Below are 16,689 nucleotides of genomic sequence, written 5' to 3' on the forward strand. Positions count from 1 at the left end.
GCTATTTACTGACGCGGGGTGGAGCAGCCCGGTAGCTCGTCGGGCTCATAACCCGAAGGCCGCAGGTTCAAATCCTGCCCCCGCAATACTTTTACATAGGGGCCCTTAGCTCAGTTGGTTAGAGCGGTCGGCTCATAACCGATTGGTCACAGGTTCGAGTCCTGTAGGGCCCATTGCGACTGAAACCTTTGCTTAGGCAAAGGTTTTTTGGTTTATTTATCCCCGCACCCTCTGGAACCTTTTGTAAAATAAAGCGTATAATCCTTTAAGGGGCTGGTTGAAATGATAGGTATGGCTATTTTTTATATGATTCTAGGCGTTATTATTCTCGGGCTCGGAATCTTGATGATTGTTAAACCTGCATTAGGCTGGTACCAGCAGCAGTGGAAGTTCGAGGAAGACCTTTCAGAACCAAGCGATATGTATATTTCGTTAAGGAAACTTTTAGGCATCATCATCCTTTTTGTCGGGCTGATCTTTATAGCCGGGGGCATTATGAACTGCTTTTGAATATGGAAACAGCCGCCAGGTTCATAAGACCTTGGCGGCTGTTGCTATTTTTATAACCTTGGTACGATTTTAACCTTTGACTCCGGCTGCTGCTCCGTTATCCTGCGGTACAAACGGTGTACCGTCTTCCTGGAACATCGTTTTCGGATTGTTTTTGATCGCCTGCAGCATCGTGTTGCCTTTCTGCTGCCATTCTTTTAACGCTTCAGCTGGCGTCTTTTTGTTATCCAGCACCTCTTTGAAATACTTTTGTCCAATCGAAGTGACGGAGGACAGACCCGGCTTCTCGGCATAAAGCTTATCATCCGAATTGTTTGTCGGGGAAACCGGCTTCAGGGCATAGAACGCCTGCACATTGTAATCGAGCCCATCCTTTGGTTTAATGTAGGATTTGCGCGCTACCATTTCGTAAGAGCTTCGGGATTTGATCTTCGCCCACTCTTCACTGTTTTGGAATTTCACGAAATCCCAAGCCGTATCGGCGTTTGGCGCACTACTGTTAATCGCAAAGGCATTGCTCAGATAAGCATTGCCCCCAACGCCCGGTTTCTCGGGATGTGTAGGCATGGTAGCCACGTCCCAATCGATAGCTTTAAAATTTTTGATCTTCGAGGCATTGTTATTGGCATCGGTCACGTCATTCACATAACTGTTATAGCCAACCACCATCGCAACCTTGCCGGATAGGAACAAATCTTGACTCAAAGGACCCGTCGCAACAGCACCGCCTTGATTCATTCCATTCATCATCTCATTGCCGTCAGGAATTACCTTATCCATATACAGCTTGCTCATTGTGCTCCAAATCTTCTCCCATTGCGGGGTATCCACGGTCATCGTTTCGGCTTTGTCATCAAAGTAACGAAGCTGCAGCGAATTCGTGTAGTTCTGAATATCCCAATAAGGATCGGAACCCATATAAGTGCTGAAGGACAATCCATACACCCGGTTTTTGCCTTCTCCCTTGCTGACCCGGCGGGCCAGATCAAACACTTCGTCCCAGGTCATGCCGTCATGCGGCGGTTCTACCCCAGCTTCTTGGAACAGATTTTTATTATAGAATAGAGCGGATGAACTAAAGGTCGGAGCCAAGGCATACAAATTGCCTTCGCCAATATCTTTCAGCCCATCAATAACAGTTGGCACAAAATCCGATGTATCGAATTTGTCTTCCTGAATCAGCGGATCAAGCTGCTTAAGCATATTTTCCTGCACGAGCTGCTTCAGGGTGCCCGTATCGGCCACAACGACATCAACGGGATTGCTGCCGGTCATGATTTTTTTCATGCTTTCCAGCACATCGGGCTGTTCGATCTGCTGTGAACCGTCGTTGTAACGGTAAATGCTCTGGTCGATGGCCGGAACAATTTCAATATCGACATTGCCGTGCGTCAGTTCATAAGCATCCGTATACTGCTGCCGGAAATACGTATCGTCGTACCCGCCGTACAGCATGCCTACGCGAAGCACTTTTTTTTCATTATCCGAAGCTTTGGAACCACTGCAGCCGGATAAGACGGAGAAGGCCAGCGCAAGAACCAACCCTGCACCCGCCAGCTTCCTGACCGTTTTGCCGTTAAAGCCGAATTTGGCTTGAATCCGCTTGTTCATTGTGAATCCCCCTCTAATGATTTTGGTGCCGTAATAATAATTTTCTCCCCGTCGAACTCCATGCTGGCCCGTCCGCTGATCCCTACCGATTCCAGATATTCTTTGGGGACCTGGAGCCGTCCGGCCCGGTCAACCACTACAAAAGCTTCGTGAACATCCTGGAGTCCTCCCTCTTGCGAGGAGAAACCAGCCGCATTCCCGTCAAGGCTCGGATTCCGTTTCAGAAACTCCGTGCTCGTCAAGCCGTCCCGGATGGCTACCACCCGGTCCACTTTCCCCGCCAGCGCCAGATCATGGGTGACAATGACGATGGTAATGCCCAGCTCTTGATTGACCTTGCGAAAAATACTCATAATCTGGTCAGACGTAGCCGTATCGACCGATCCCGTAGGTTCGTCTGCCAGCAGCATGGCCGGACGGTTCGCCAGCGCAATGGCGATCGCCACCCGCTGCTGTTCGCCGCCGGACAGCTGGGTCAGTCTGCTGCGCATGCGGTCCTTAAGGCCCACCCACTCGAGCAGCTGTTTGGCATATTCCCGATCAACCTTGCCGCCCAGCGTCATGGGCAGCTCGACATTTTCCAGTGCCGACAAGTAAGGAAGCAGGTTCCGGGCATTGTTCTGCCAGACGAATCCCACCGTCTTTCGTTTGTATTCCACAAGCTGTTCCTCTTTGATCTTCAGCAGGTCCCAGCCGCCTACATGGACCTGCCCGGCGGAAGGGCGGTCAAGACCGCCGAGAATGTTCAGCAGGGTTGACTTGCCGCTGCCGCTGTTGCCGATGATCGCCATCATTTCGCCCTGCTCGACGGTCAAATTCAGCCCTTGCAGCGCTACAACCTCAATGTCTTCGGATTTAAAAATTTTGACGAGTCCTTCACAGTTAATCACCTTTACCGCTCCTCTCCCAGCTTGACGGCCTGGTGAACCTTCAGCCTCCGAATTTGCCACAGCAGCAGGGCCGCGCCAAGCAGCAGCATCACCAGCACTACGCCATAAAGCTGCAGCGTATCACCGGAATTAAACACAATCCGGAAAGGCGGTATCTGCGAAGTGACATTGTCCGCGGTTTGCAGGAAAGGCAAATACAGCTTGCCTGCCCATTTGCCGATAGCGATGCCCAGCAGGATGGATAAGCCGGCCGTTAATATCTGCTCGGCCAGCAGCATCAGGGTCAATTGGCGCCGGGATAAACCCATCGCCCGCAGGATGCCGAACTGCACCACCCGGCTGGACAGGTTGAAGATCCAGTACAGCACGTATCCGATCAGTGAAACGATAACCGACAGCAGGAAGCCGAGACTCAAAATGCCGAAGACGCCTCCTCTTGTCGGCAGCTTGCTTTGCAGTGCAAGTTCGCTGCGTACATCCTTGACCGAGGACAGCTCGATGCCCTGGCCGGCCAGCGCCGTAATCAGAGGAGCCACCTTGGCTTCCGGCTTCATCTTAAGCCAAACCTCGTAAGGGATCAGTGGAACCTGATCATAAATGTAATCGAGATTGGCGATGACAAACGGCGTCTTATCGGGATATTCGGTTGGCCAATAAGGGATGATGCCGTAAACAACAAAATCCACCAGCTGATCCTGAAGGGAAACCGAAAGGATGTCGCCCGGCTTGAGCTGATATTTCTCCGCCAGATTAGACGGTATGAGCGCCGCGCTTTCATTCATGCCAAGAAAATTCAAATAATTATAGGGATGAATCGGGAACAAATCGCTCCGGAACCAGGCGACCTTGGCGAAATCGACGTTGTCAATCCCCATGACGCTGCCTTGGCCCGCCGATTTGCCGGATACCACGATATTCCCTTTCGTCTGCAGCACCCGGGCCGCCGCCTCGACGCCCTCCAGTTGCCGAAACGTCTCAAACGGCGGCTCGGAATAAACCACTTTGGCCGGGGCTGCCGGCTGGCCTCCCGGTCCGCCGGGACCGCCAGGTGCTCCTCCCGGCCCCCCTGCTCCTCCGCCGGGACCGGCACCCGGGGAACCTGCTCCTGCACCCGGGCTGCCTCCTCCGGAATTGCCGGAACCTTGCGAGACCTCCGGCGTCCCTTCCCATACCGTTTGCATCACTACGTCAGCTCCGTATTGATAAAGCGTCCGCTCTGTTGAATTCAGATCAATCGTCCGGGCCGCCGACGCATTGTAGATGCCGAGACCTAAAGTCAGCACCAGCAGAATCATTAGCGGATAATAGGAGGCTGCAGACCTGGACAGCTGGGTCAAGGTCAGATAATACGGGACAGGCAGCCATCGTTTGCCCAGCCAGCTCAGCAGCCGGAGCAGCCAAGGGAACAGGCGAAGGAAGAACAACCCCCCCGCAAATATCGCAATGGCCGGCACAAAAAAACAGAAACGGCTGAACCTGCAGCTCGTCGGTCGTCATGCCGGTCTGGAACGTAAGCATCTGCCGGTCATAGAACAAATAATAACCGTAACCGGCCAGCCCCAGCAGCAGCACGTCGATAAACCATCTCTGCCAGGCAGGGCTGCGATCCTTGCGGGCCTGCTTCCGTTTCGTATTCACAATGGAGGAACGGGCATAAGCGATCGCCGGAATCAGCGTCGATAAGATGGCGATGACGACTGCCGCCCCTCCCAGGGCAAGTGCATCCCGGTTGAATCCGACCGGCAGCGACTTGCGGTCTACAAATGTCAGGAACCCGTCTGCCGAGCCAATCGATTTGGCCATAAACCAGCCAAGTAAAGGACCGGCAATCATGGCGATCAAACCCAAAATGACGCTTTCCAGCAAATAAATCAAAATGATCTGCTTCGTGGAGGCGCCTCGGCTGCGCAGCACGGCAATATCGCTTTGCTGTTTATCCAGCGCCTGGCGGGAATTCATGACAATATAATAGAACACCATAGCAATCATCGGCGCCGCCAGCGTAAACAGCAGGGTCTGCAGCTGCAGGCTCTGCCTGCGGAATTCCGTCAGCAAATCGCCGAAGGAGATGTCCACCTTGGTATCTTTTAATTTCTGGTACAGCTCAATATCGAGGCGTTCCAGCGTACTCGACAGGGCCGGCAGCTGTCCGGTTTTGATCTCCCTCAGGTCAAAAGCGTAATACCACTGTGCCCCGTGAAGCGGAACCTGCTTGGCCAGCAATTGCTGATCAAAGGCATCCCCGCTGATGTAAAAGCTGTTCATCATCCCTTCCAGCCCCTGTACCCAATAAGGATCGGTATCGCTGACAGGTTTGATGGTCCCGACAATCTTCACTCTGAGCGTCAAATCCAGACCGCTGTGTACCGGATATTCCATGATATCCCCCACATGGAGGTCATTGCGGTACATGCCGTCCTCCAGCATCACCGCCTCGATCACCCCGTCTGCACGGCCGGCGTCATCCTCCGCATACATCCTGCCGTTTGTTACTTCGGCATGCTCCGGAAGTCCGGACATCGTCAGAATCGACATCGTGCGGGTCCGGCTGGCGTCCACCTTCGTCGGGTCCTCCGGAGATACCTCCGTACTTCTAATGGAACGGGTGCTGAAATAAACCTGATGCGGGAAGCCGATTTCCTTCGGCACCTCCTCGCGGATGTAATCATCCACCGCGTTGAACCCGGCCGGGTCCGTCTTCGTGCCGCCTGCCGCCTGATAACTCATCAACAGTGAACCGGCCGGCAGCCCCTCGCTCTGCTCCTCCAGCGATTTGGCGACAACCCGTTTGAGCGCCCCGTCCGCATACATCGGAATGCTGACCGTGAAGGAAACAGCCACAATGAGTCCCAGCAGCGTGCTAAGCGTCATCCATTTGGTGTTCCACATTTTTCGAAACAAAAAAATCAACAGCGGCATCCCCATCAGCGGCCCACTACTTTCTGCCCGGGCTCAAGCCCCTTTAGAATTTCCACGTCCGTCGAGGTCTGTTTGCCAACCTCTACATCGACTTCCCGTTTGCTGCCGTCTTCCTCAACGACCTGTACATAAGTCCGGGAACCGATGGAGCGCAGCGCCGAGATAGGAATCAGGATTGCATTCTCCTTGCGTTCGGTCACGATTTTGACGCTTAAAGGCGTACCCCGGTTGAGTCCTGACGGCATCTTGTCAAGCTGCACGATCAAATACTTGTCCAGGGAGTCCTTGACCGGCGTAGTGCCGTTCCCGCCAGGAGCACCCCCCCCGCCATTCCCGTTTGAACCGCTGGTATCGCTATCCGCTGAAGGCATCACCTTGACCTTCCCCTCAAACACACCGGCCGCATTAATGTCGACGGATGCTTTCATGCCCACTGCGACCTTCTCCAGATCTTCTTTGGCGAAAGAAGCCGCCACGACCAGGTCGGACGTATCCGCGATCACCGCAACCGGCTCGTAGGCCTTCACCGTATCTCCCTTAGCCGCACTGACCGAAAGCACAGTCCCCGAAAATGGGGCCGTAAGCACACCCTTGGCAATCTCCGCCTCCAGATCGCTTAATTCCGTCCGGGCCTCCTCGAACACGATGGACGCCTCCTCAAATTCGATCGGGTCCATCTCGTCCCTTTTCCGCAGCGTTTCTTTCATCGCGACCTCCTGCTTGCGGAACTCCAGCTTTTTCTTCCGGAGCTGCTTCTGCAGGTCTTCAACATCAAGAGAAGCGATCACAGCTCCGGCCGCCACCTTGTCCCCGGGCTTGATGTTGATCTCTTTAATATGTAAGCCTTCCGACGTAAAATAGACCGGTTCCTCGCGCCGGCTTTTTAAACTTCCCACTGCACTAACCGCAGTTTCCAGCGTTTCGCTCCGCACCGTATATTCCGGTTTCTTGGAAATGGTCGGCGGCGTAATGACCGGCAGGACCTCTTCCTCCTCTTCCTTGGGAAGCAGGCTGCAGCCCGCCGTGGCCGCAAGCACCAGAGCCAATGCCATTACAGTCGCTGTTCGCCGCTTAAGCCGTTTGATCCTCTCCCTCCTATACGAATCTTCCGTCCACCATCTCGTAAACATGGTCCGCTACCTCCAAAATCGTAGGATCGTGTGTCGTCATGCAAATCGTCATGCCTTCGGTTTCGATGATGCTGCGGAATACCGCCATCACCTGAGCGCCCATTTGCGAGTCCAGATTGGCCGTCGGCTCATCCGCCAGCAGCAGGCGGGGACGGTGTGCAATCGCCTTCGCAATCGCTACCCGCTGCTGCTCGCCTCCGGACAATTCGCCGGGTCTGTGGTCCATTCGTTTGCCCAACCCGACCAGCTCCAGGCAATAAGCCACCCTGCTTTTCCATTCTGCCGAAGGCACCCCGGCCATCCGCAGGGACAGCTCGACATTTTCCCGTGCGGAGAGCAGCGGCAGCAAAGCATAGGCCTGAAAAATGAAGCCGATTTGCTTGCGCCGCAGCTCGGTCCGTTTTGCGTCATTCCATCCGTGCAGAGGCTGATCCAGAAACCAGATTTCGCCGGCTGTAGGCTGATCCAGTCCGCCCAGCATGTTCAGCAGCGTCGTTTTCCCCGAGCCTGAACGTCCCTTCAGCATCACCAGCTGCCGTTCCGGCACCTCCATGTCTATGCCCTTCAGCACCTGGAGCGTAGAACCTCCGACCGGGAACGATCTTTGCACCCCTGCTACTTTCATAAGGACAGCACGTCCCGTTTCGCTGCGGACATCGTCCGCCGATGAATGTGAATGCCCAGCCTGTTCATCTTCGGAGACGTTCACTCCTTCATCCTCCCGAAGCAGCTCGTTCTCTCCGCCTGTCTCTCGCTTATGCTCTTCCCGAATCTCCGCCAATCCCTCCATTTCCTGCGGCTGCTGCCGCTCCGTCAAATTCCCTTCTTGTCCTTGTAAGTCCCCTTTGGCAGCCGGTCGCAAAGCTTTCTCTTCGCCGCCGCCGGGTCGTTTCCGAAACAAATGTTTCATGTACGCCCCCCTGTATTGACTATGTATGGCCTATGCATCGGATGTCTGCATTATAAACGAAACGAGTTACCAAAAAGTTACAATCTCTTTCCACTTTGTCTTTAATTTTGTTAACAAGTCCAAAAAGCAGTAAAGATAAGTCTATAGTCCCAAGTGCGTCCAGCTGAAAAAGAAAGAGGCATTCCCGAAAGCAGCAGCTGCCCAGGGAATGCCTGATATCTTTTTAACCTAAATAATCCTCAGCGATCGCTATAAAAAGTTTCGCCGCCTGCAGCATAGCGCGCTCGTCAAAATCAAACATGGGGTGATGATGCGGGTACTGCGTTCCCACGTCATCGGTACTTGATCCGACCTTGATGAAGTTCCCCGGTTTATGCTCCAGATAATACGCAAAGTCCTCGGCCCCCATGGCCGCCTCAAGCTCGACCAGCGTTTCGCGGCCGAAGCGCCGGGCGATCAGCCCTCTCATCCTCTCGGTTTCTGCAGCCGGGTTCACCAGCGGAGGATAACCGTTCAAATAATCGATTTCGGCCCGGGCGCCGGATGCTTCGCACAAACCGTTAACGATCCTGCGGAGCTCCTGCTCCACTTGCGTTCTAACCTCCGGATTGAAGGTGCGGACCGTTCCCTGCAGCTCGGCTTTATCCGCGATGACGTTAAAGGCCGTTCCGGAAATGAATTGACCTACCGTTACAACGGCAGAGTCGACGGGGTTCACCCGGCGGCTGACGATGTGCTGAAGCGCTCCGACGATTTGCGAAGCAACAACCAGGGCATCGATTGTCTGATGCGGTCTCGCGCCATGTCCGCCTTTGCCATGGATCCTAAGGGTAAAAGCATCCACCGCGGCCATCGAAGGGCCGGCCTTCACCCCAAAGGTACCCAGCGGCAGCTCAGAAGCCAAATGAATGCCGTAGACGGCGTCCACTCCTTCCAGGCAGCCGTCTTCAATCATGGCGATCGCCCCGCCCGGCGGTTTCTCTTCCGCGTGCTGGAAGATCAGCACTACTTCCCCTTTCAGCTGCTCGCGATGTTCCTGCAGTGTCCGGGCAACCCCAAGCAGAATCGAAGTGTGCCCATCATGACCGCAGGCGTGCATCACGCCGGGAACGGTCGATTTATAGGGAACCTCCTTCTCATCCTGGATCGGCAGCGCGTCAAAATCAGCGCGAAAAGCGATACGCGGCCCCGGACTCCCCCCGCGGATTACGCCGACAATGCCGTTGCCTCCTACGCCCGTACGAATTTCTATGCCAAACGAACGGAGCTGCTCCGCGATAAACAAGGCTGTATGTTTCTCCTGAAAAGAAAGCTCCGGATGCTGATGCAAATATCTCCGCCATTCAATCAGCTGCTGCTCCTGCTCGGCAAGCCGTGCCGCCAATGTTTCGTACATATCGATTGTCCTCTCCTTCTGCCTGTTTCAAATTCTCGTATTTCAAATTATAACATAGAATTTAGCTTTGAAAGATCGGAATTATAATCCGCAGCTTCTGTATAAAACAAACACCCGGCCATTCGGCCGGGTGCCTATTTATAGATCTGTCCCTGAGCGTTATTTTCCAAAGGAAGCCGGGTCTTCGCGCCATGCTTTCAGCAGCTCCAGGTCCTCTTGTTTGATGCTGCCCAGTTCCACGGCTTTCTCTGTCAAAGCTGTGTAGTTGGACAAGGTTTGCAGCGAAATATCCGCTTCGGCAAATGCCGTTGTCGCTTTCTCCAGCTGATAGCTGAAAATCGCCAGCACGGCCAAAGGTACTGCTCCCGCCTCTTTTACAGCCAAAGCCGCTTTCAGCGAGCTTCCGCCCGTGGAAATCAGATCCTCGATCACAATGACCTTCTGCCCTGGCTTGATCAGGCCTTCAATCATATTTTCTTTGCCGTGGCCTTTGGCTTTATCGCGGATGTACGCCATCGGCAGGCCCAGCTTCTGCGATACAAAGGCGGCATGCGGAATGCCAGCTGTCGCCGTTCCGGCAATCACCTCGGCATCCGAATACTGCTTACGGATGATGGCGGCAAAAGATTCCGCGATCAAGTCGCGGACCTCCGGATAAGACATCGTTAAGCGGTTATCGCAATAAATCGGAGATTTAATGCCTGAGGTCCAGGTGAAAGGCTGATGCGGGCGCAAAGCTACCGCTCCGATATCCAGCAGCGAGCCGGCGATTTGTCCTGCTATTTGATCCAGATTAGGCATGCGAGTTCATCTCCTCAATGATTTGCAGCGCGGCTTCTCTCGGATCTGCCGCTGCCGTGATCGGACGGCCTACCACGATGTAGTCCGTCCCTTGTTCCATAGCTTGTCCAGGCGTCAAAACGCGGGACTGGTCGCCGGCTTCGCTGCCCGCCGGGCGGATGCCCGGTGTGACCGTTACAAAACCTGCTCCGCAGGCGGCTTTGATCGCCTGCACTTCCAGCGGCGAGGCGACCACGCCGTGTAATCCCGCCTGCTTTGCCAGTGCAGCATAGTTCAGCACGGCCTGCTCCACGCTGCCGGCGATGCCGATTTCATGGTTCAGCGTCGTTTGATCCGTGCTGGTCAGCTGCGTGACCGCAATGATCTGCGGCAGGCGCAGCCCGCTGACCTCCTGTACGGCGGCCGCTGCGCCTTCATGGGCGGCCTGCATCATTTTGACGCCGCCCGCGGCATGCACGTTAAACATATCCACACCAAGGCGGGTGATGCTGTCCGCGCCACCCTTGACCGTGTTGGGGATATCGTGCATTTTCAGATCCAGGAACACAGAATATCCTTTGTCCTTCAGCTCCCGGACGAACTCCGGACCGGCCGCATAATAAAGCTGCATGCCGACCTTCATATAACAGGGAATGCCCTCCAGACGCTGAATCAGCGTCCGGGCATCCCCCGCGGTTTTAAAATCCAGCGCGACCATCAAACGGTTCGCTGCTTTCCCATCCAAACTCATACGTTCTCCCCCTTTTTGGATCAGCCCATGACCTTCATGCGGTTATGCCATGGGCTCTTGCTTCAACCGAAACCTTACTTGATGCTGCCCACCGGCAGAGAAGGCATTGCCTGGGAAGAGAAGTTGATCGACTGCAGCATGCTGAGCAGAGCTGCTGCCGTATCGAGAGAGGTCATACAGAATACGCCGTTCTCCACCGCTTCGCGGCGGATGCGGAAGCCGTCTCTGGCCGGCTCTTTGCCTTTGGTCAGCGTATTGATCACAAAGTGGGCCTGACCGGTACGAATCATATCCAGAATGTTTGGCGTTCCTTCGCTCAGCTTGTGAACTGTTGTCACATGCAGCCCTTGCTCCTCCAGCGCTCCGGCTGTGCCGCCTGTGGCAATGATTTTGTAACCGAGATTATAGAAGCCTTTAAGCATCTCAATCGCTTCCGCTTTGTCTTTATCCGCCACCGTTGCAATGATTGCGCCGGTCGTAGGAATCTTCATGCCTGCGCCGATCAATCCTTTGTAGAGCGCTTTGGCGTATTGAGGATCGCGGCCCATCACTTCGCCGGTCGACTTCATTTCAGGCCCCAGCGTCGTGTCAACGCGGCGCAGCTTGGCGAAGGAGAACACCGGCACTTTAACCGAGACATAGTCCGGTTCAGGCCATAAGCCTTCGGTATAACCTTGGCTTGCCAGCGAGGTTCCGAGAATCGCTTTGGTTGCCAGATTAGCCATCGGAATGTTCGTTACCTTGCTCAGGAACGGCACCGTCCGGGAAGAACGCGGGTTGACTTCGATCACATACACTTCATTTTTGTAGATGACGAACTGGATGTTGACCAGACCGACCGTCTTCAGTTCTTTGGCTATTTTAATGGTGATTTCTACAATTTTATCTTTCAAATGCTGCTCCAGATGCTGAGGCGGATACACGGCAATCGAGTCGCCGGAGTGAACACCCGCGCGTTCGACATGCTCCATGATGCCCGGGATCAGAACCGTCTCACCATCGCAGATCGCATCGACCTCCACCTCTTTGCCCATCATGTAGCGGTCGATCAGCACCGGATGCTCCGGATTGATCTGCACCGCTTCTTCCATGTACTGCAGCAGCTCTTCATCCGAGTAGACGATCTGCATGGCCCGTCCGCCAAGGACATAAGACGGGCGGACGAGCACCGGATAACCAAGTCCCTGCGCCGTATCTACAGCCTGGTCCACCGAGGTCACCGTGCTGCCCTGCGGCTGGGCAATGCTGAGTCTGGAGAGCAAAGCTTCGAATTTCTTGCGATCCTCCGCTTCGTCAATGCTTTCCAGCGAAGTGCCCAGAATGTTGACGCCGGCTGCTTTCAGCGGAGCCGCCAGGTTGATGGCTGTTTGCCCGCCGAACTGCACAATAACGCCGATCGGTTTCTCCTGTTCGATGACGTTCATGACGTCTTCAAAGAACAGCGGCTCGAAATACAGGCGGTCTGAGGTGTTAAAGTCCGTTGATACGGTCTCCGGGTTGTTGTTGATGATCACCGCTTCATAGCCGGCGTTTTGAATCGCCCATACCGCATGAACGGTAGAGTAGTCGAACTCGATGCCCTGACCGATGCGGATCGGGCCGGAGCCGAGCACCACGACTTTCTCTTTGGAGGAAGCCGTTACTTCATTTTCCGTTTCGTAAGTCGAGTAATAGTATGGCGTTGTCGCTTCAAACTCGGCCGCGCAGGTATCTACCATTTTGTAGACAGGGCGCAGGCCGCTGTCCAAGCGATATTCGCGAACTTCCTGCTCCATGACATGGCTGCTGCGGCCCGCCAGCTTGCGCAGCTCGGCGATCGACCGGTCTGTAAAGCCCATACGTTTCGCTTCATACAGCGTCTCACGGCTTAATTCCGCTTCGCTGCCGATCGTCTTCTCAAAGCCTACAATCCGTTCTATCTTATCGAGGAACCACCAGTCGACGTTCGTCAGGTCGTGAATCTGCTGCAGCTCGTACCCGCGGCGGAAAGCTTCCGCGATCAGGAACAGACGTTCATCGTCCGGTTTGATCAGGCGGGCATCAAGCGTCTCTTGATCCAGCTTCTCCGCGCCTTTCAAGTACAGGCGATGCGTGCCTATCTCCAGCGAACGGACCGCCTTGTGGATCGACTCTTCAAAAGTACGCCCGATGGCCATCACTTCGCCGGTCGCTTTCATCTGCGTGCCCAGCTTGCGGTTGGCATGGATGAATTTATCAAACGGCCAGCGCGGAATTTTGCTGACGATGTAATCAAGCGTCGGCTCGAAGCAGGCATAAGTTTGGCCTGTTACCGGGTTGACGATTTCGTCCAGCGTGTAGCCAAGCGCGATTTTGGCAGCCATCTTCGCGATCGGATAGCCGGTTGCTTTGGAGGCCAGCGCGGAGGAGCGGCTGACCCGCGGGTTCACTTCGATGACATAGTATTGGAAGCTTTGCGGATCCAATGCGAACTGCACATTGCAGCCGCCTTCGATGTTGAGCGCGCGGATAATCTTCAGGGAAGCCGAGCGCAGCATTTGATATTCACGGTCGGACAACGTTTGGCTTGGCGCTACAACGATACTGTCGCCGGTATGTACGCCGACCGGATCAAAGTTCTCCATGTTGCAGACAACGATACAGTTGTCGTTCGCATCACGCATCACTTCATATTCGACTTCCTTCATGCCGGCGATCGACTTCTCGACCAGACACTGGGAGATCGGGCTGTAGCGCAGACCGGAAGATACCGTCTCGCGCAGCTCCTCTTCGTCCGCGCAGATGCCGCCGCCTGTACCGCCCAGCGTGTAAGCCGGACGAACGATCAGCGGATAGCCGATTTCCGCGGCGAAATCCAGCGCCTCTTCCAGCGTAGTGACGATTGTGCTTTCAGGCACCGGCTGCTCCAGCTCGCGCATCAGCTCGCGGAACAAATCGCGGTCTTCCGCTTTCTCGATCGAGTTGAGCTGCGTACCGAGCAGCTTGACATTCTCTCTCTCCAGCACGCCGGCACGCGCCAGCTCTACCGCCATATTCAGGCCGGTTTGCCCGCCGAGGGTCGGCAGAAGGCCGTCCGGACGCTCCTGACGGATAATTTGCGTCACGAAATCCAAGGTAATCGGTTCGATATACACTTTGTCAGCCATATTGGTGTCGGTCATAATGGTGGCCGGGTTGCTGTTGATCAAAACTACTTCGACGCCTTCTTCTTTCAAAGCCTGGCAGGCTTGCGTACCGGCATAGTCAAATTCCGCCGCTTGGCCGATGACGATCGGACCGGAGCCGATCACCAGAATTTTCTTGAGGTCTTTATTGATAGGCATAGGTTTACAGAGCTCCTTTCGCAGCGGCCATCAGTTCGGCTTGACGTGGTTTCTTTGGATTCAGACGTTTATGCTCGCGGATCATCTCCAGGAAGCGGTCGAACAGATAGCTGTTATCGTACGGGCCTGGAGCCGCTTCCGGATGGTACTGCACGGAGAACGCCGGATATTGGGTATGTTTAAGGCCTTCAATCGTTTTGTCGTTATTGTTGATATGCGTCACTTCGAGATCCGTTCCGGCAATCGAAGCTTCGGTCACCGTGTAGCCGTGGTTCTGCGAAGTAATGTAGCAGCGGCCGGATTCGAGCTCCTTCACCGGATGGTTGCCGCCGCGGTGGCCGAACTTCAGGCTCTCCGTATCCGCGCCGCAGGCGAGTGCGAACAGCTGGTGCCCAAGGCAGATGCCGAAGATCGGATATTCGCCGAGCAGCTCGGAGACCATTTTTGCCGCATAAGGCACGTCTTTCGGGTCGCCAGGGCCATTGGACAGCTGAATGCCGTCCGGGTGCAGCTTGCGGATTTCATCCGCGGTTGTGTTATGAGGCACGACCACTACATCACAGCCGCGTTTGGTCAGTTCGCGTACGATGCCGCTTTTCGCCCCAAAGTCTACCAGGACGATGCGCTCCCCGGAACCCGGCACATTATAGATGCGCTGCGTCGAAGTTTTGGCCACCTGATCACGCAGTTCGTGGATGGTGGTGTGGGCGATCATCTCCTGCAGCTCTTCGATCGATTTATTGGTTGTAGTCAAGACACCTTTCATCGTGCCGTACTGGCGGATGATCCGGGTCAGCATCCGGGTATCAATGCCGCTGATGGCAGGGATGCCGTATTCCTTCAGTAAATCTTCGATGCTGTACTGGGCGCGCCAGTTGCTAGGCACCGGTTCATGACGGCGTACAACGAAACCGTGGATGGAAGGAGCCACCGACTCAAAGTCATCACGGGTAATGCCGTAGTTGCCGATCAGCGGGTAGGTCATGGTCACGATTTGCCCGCAGTAGGATGGATCGGACAGCACTTCCTGATAGCCTGTAATCCCTGTATTAAAAACAACCTCGCCAGTCTTCTCCACATCTGCACCAAAAGACGTGCCGGTAAACAATGTGCCGTCTTCCAACAATAATCTTGCCTGCACCTTCGATCCACTCCCTGTTCTCAAATATAGTCTGTTTATTCGTTAGTTGAGCACGCGGTCTTCGGCCCAAGAAATGTTTCCTTCAACAATCGTTGCAACCGGCCAGCCTTTGAGGCTCCAGCCTCCGAATGGCGTATTGCGTCCTTTGCTGGCAAACGTGGACGGATCAACGGTCTTCTCCGTGTCCAGATCCACAATCGTCAGGTCGGCCGGCGCGCCGACCTCCAGGCGCCCCGTCTCCAGTCCGAACACGCGGGCCGGATCGGCCGTCATGCGCTGAACCAGCATTTGCAGCGTCCACAGCCCCGTCGCCACGAATTTCGTGTAGAGCAGAGGGAAAGCTGTCTCAAAGCCGACGATGCCAAACGGGGCAAGCTGCATGCCTTTGGCTTTCTCTTCTTCGCTGTGCGGGGCATGGTCGGTCACGACGATGTCGATCGTGCCGTCCTCCAGCGCGGCAATGCAGGCTTCCACGTCGCGTCGCGACCGCAGCGGCGGGTTCATTTTCCAGTTGGCATCCAAACCCGGAATATCCTCTTCGCAGAGCAGCAGGTGATGCGGGCAAACCTCTGCGGTCACGTTAATGCCGATCTGCTTCGCCTGCCGGATCAGCCGGATCGACTGCTCGGTGCTGACGTGGCACACATGGTAGTGAACCCCGGTCGCTTCGGCCAGCAAAATGTCGCGTCCGACGTGGATCGCTTCCGACTCGTTCGGAATGCCCTTCAAACCGTATTTTCTGGCAAACTCGCCATCCGCCACCGGAGCGCCTTCCACCAAGGAATTATCTTCGCAGTGCGCGATAACCGGCATGTTCATCGCTGCTGCCCGCGCCATCGCATCCTTCATCATTTGCGCGTTTTGCACGCCTACGCCATCATCCGTGAAACCGATGGCACCCGCTTCTTTTAATGCTGCAAAGTCCGTCAGCTCGCGTCCTAACTCGTTCACCGTGATCGCCGCGTAAGGCAGCACTTTGACCAGTCCTGCTTCCTTCGCTTTGTCCAGCACCAGCTTCACCGTTTCCGGATCGTCCGTAATTGGGCGGGTGTTCGGCATGCAGGCGATGGTTGTAAATCCGCCCTTGGCAGCTGACAAACTGCCTGTCGCAATCGTTTCTTTATGTTCAAAACCCGGTTCGCGCAGGTGTACGTGCATGTCGATAAATCCCGGCGTCACCAGCTTTCCGCCCGCATCTACAACCTCCTCTTCAGCAGCCCAGACTCCCGTTCCTTCCTCATAAATGCCGGTGATCCGGCCGTTCTCTGTGACGATCGTTTTGCGTTCCAGCTGTCCGTCTCCGTTTAATACATTGGCGTTTGTTATGATTAATGGCATAAGTACCTCCG

11 protein-coding genes, 2 tRNA genes and 1 pseudogene are annotated in these 16,689 nt (G+C 55.0%); 3 read left to right on the plus strand and 11 right to left on the minus strand.

All coding sequences use genetic code 11. The annotated features are described in order from the left end of the window. Window positions 1–12 precede the first annotated feature (12 nt). The 3 genes from AWM70_RS11080 to AWM70_RS11090 all read left to right on the plus strand — a co-directional run bounded on the left by AWM70_RS11080 (window position 13) and on the right by AWM70_RS11090 (window position 510). Window positions 13–86: transfer RNA gene (locus AWM70_RS11080), tRNA-Met, on the plus strand. Between the two features lie 13 nt (window positions 87–99). Beyond that, window positions 100–173 (plus strand) — tRNA-Ile (locus tag AWM70_RS11085). Window positions 174–282: 109 nt separating this feature from the next. Continuing rightward, a complete protein-coding gene (locus tag AWM70_RS11090) occupies window positions 283–510 on the plus strand; it encodes a DUF6199 family natural product biosynthesis protein (RefSeq protein ID WP_068696380.1) in 228 nt (75 codons plus the stop codon). 69 nt (window positions 511–579) lie between these two features. On the opposite strand, the gene AWM70_RS11095 is transcribed toward AWM70_RS11090, so the two are convergent. The 11 genes and pseudogenes from AWM70_RS11095 to AWM70_RS11145 all read right to left on the minus strand — a co-directional run bounded on the left by AWM70_RS11095 (window position 580) and on the right by AWM70_RS11145 (window position 16,678). Beyond that, window positions 580–2,121 (minus strand): ABC transporter substrate-binding protein, encoded by a 1,542-nt coding sequence (locus AWM70_RS11095; protein WP_068696381.1) that lies wholly within the window; start codon window positions 2,119–2,121, stop codon window positions 580–582. After that, on the minus strand, window positions 2,118–3,011 hold the full coding sequence (locus AWM70_RS11100) for an ABC transporter ATP-binding protein (protein ID WP_068696382.1): 894 nt from the start codon (window positions 3,009–3,011) through the stop codon (window positions 2,118–2,120). The genes AWM70_RS11095 and AWM70_RS11100 overlap by 4 nt, the downstream gene beginning before the upstream one ends. A 2-nt stretch (window positions 3,012–3,013) precedes the next feature. Beyond that, window positions 3,014–5,936 (minus strand): annotated as a pseudogene (locus tag AWM70_RS11105) (ABC transporter permease). Beyond that, entirely contained in the window at window positions 5,936–7,060 is a 1,125-nt protein-coding gene (locus tag AWM70_RS11110; protein WP_068696383.1) for an efflux RND transporter periplasmic adaptor subunit, read from the minus strand. Before AWM70_RS11110 ends, AWM70_RS11105 begins: the two are co-directional and overlap by 1 nt. Further along, a complete protein-coding gene (locus AWM70_RS11115; RefSeq protein WP_237167887.1) occupies window positions 7,026–7,970 on the minus strand; it encodes an ABC transporter ATP-binding protein in 945 nt (314 codons plus the stop codon). Before AWM70_RS11115 ends, AWM70_RS11110 begins: the two co-directional genes overlap by 35 nt. 223 nt (window positions 7,971–8,193) lie before the next feature. Next, complete coding sequence (locus AWM70_RS11120) at window positions 8,194–9,366, minus strand: M20 metallopeptidase family protein (protein WP_068696385.1); 1,173 nt, start codon at window positions 9,364–9,366, stop codon at window positions 8,194–8,196. Window positions 9,367–9,525: 159 nt separating this feature from the next. After that, a complete protein-coding gene (gene pyrE, locus AWM70_RS11125; RefSeq protein WP_068696389.1) occupies window positions 9,526–10,167 on the minus strand; it encodes an orotate phosphoribosyltransferase in 642 nt (213 codons plus the stop codon). Continuing rightward, on the minus strand, window positions 10,160–10,897 hold the full coding sequence (gene pyrF / locus AWM70_RS11130) for an orotidine-5'-phosphate decarboxylase (RefSeq protein WP_068696392.1): 738 nt from the start codon (window positions 10,895–10,897) through the stop codon (window positions 10,160–10,162). The genes pyrE and pyrF overlap by 8 nt, the downstream gene beginning before the upstream one ends. A 74-nt stretch (window positions 10,898–10,971) precedes the next feature. Next, window positions 10,972–14,199, minus strand: coding sequence for a carbamoyl-phosphate synthase large subunit (gene carB, locus AWM70_RS11135; protein ID WP_068696393.1), 3,228 nt, complete (start codon window positions 14,197–14,199; stop codon window positions 10,972–10,974). A gap of 4 nt (window positions 14,200–14,203) precedes the next feature. Then, window positions 14,204–15,340, minus strand: a complete 1,137-nt coding sequence (locus AWM70_RS11140; RefSeq protein ID WP_068696394.1) for a carbamoyl phosphate synthase small subunit — start codon at window positions 15,338–15,340, stop codon at window positions 14,204–14,206. A gap of 42 nt (window positions 15,341–15,382) precedes the next feature. Continuing rightward, window positions 15,383–16,678: a dihydroorotase gene (locus AWM70_RS11145; RefSeq protein WP_068696395.1), complete on the minus strand. Its 1,296-nt coding sequence runs from the start codon at window positions 16,676–16,678 to the stop codon at window positions 15,383–15,385. Between the last annotated feature and the right edge of the window lie 11 nt (window positions 16,679–16,689).

The organism is Paenibacillus yonginensis (genome assembly GCF_001685395.1).
GTDB lineage: Bacteria > Bacillota > Bacilli > Paenibacillales > Paenibacillaceae > Fontibacillus > Fontibacillus yonginensis.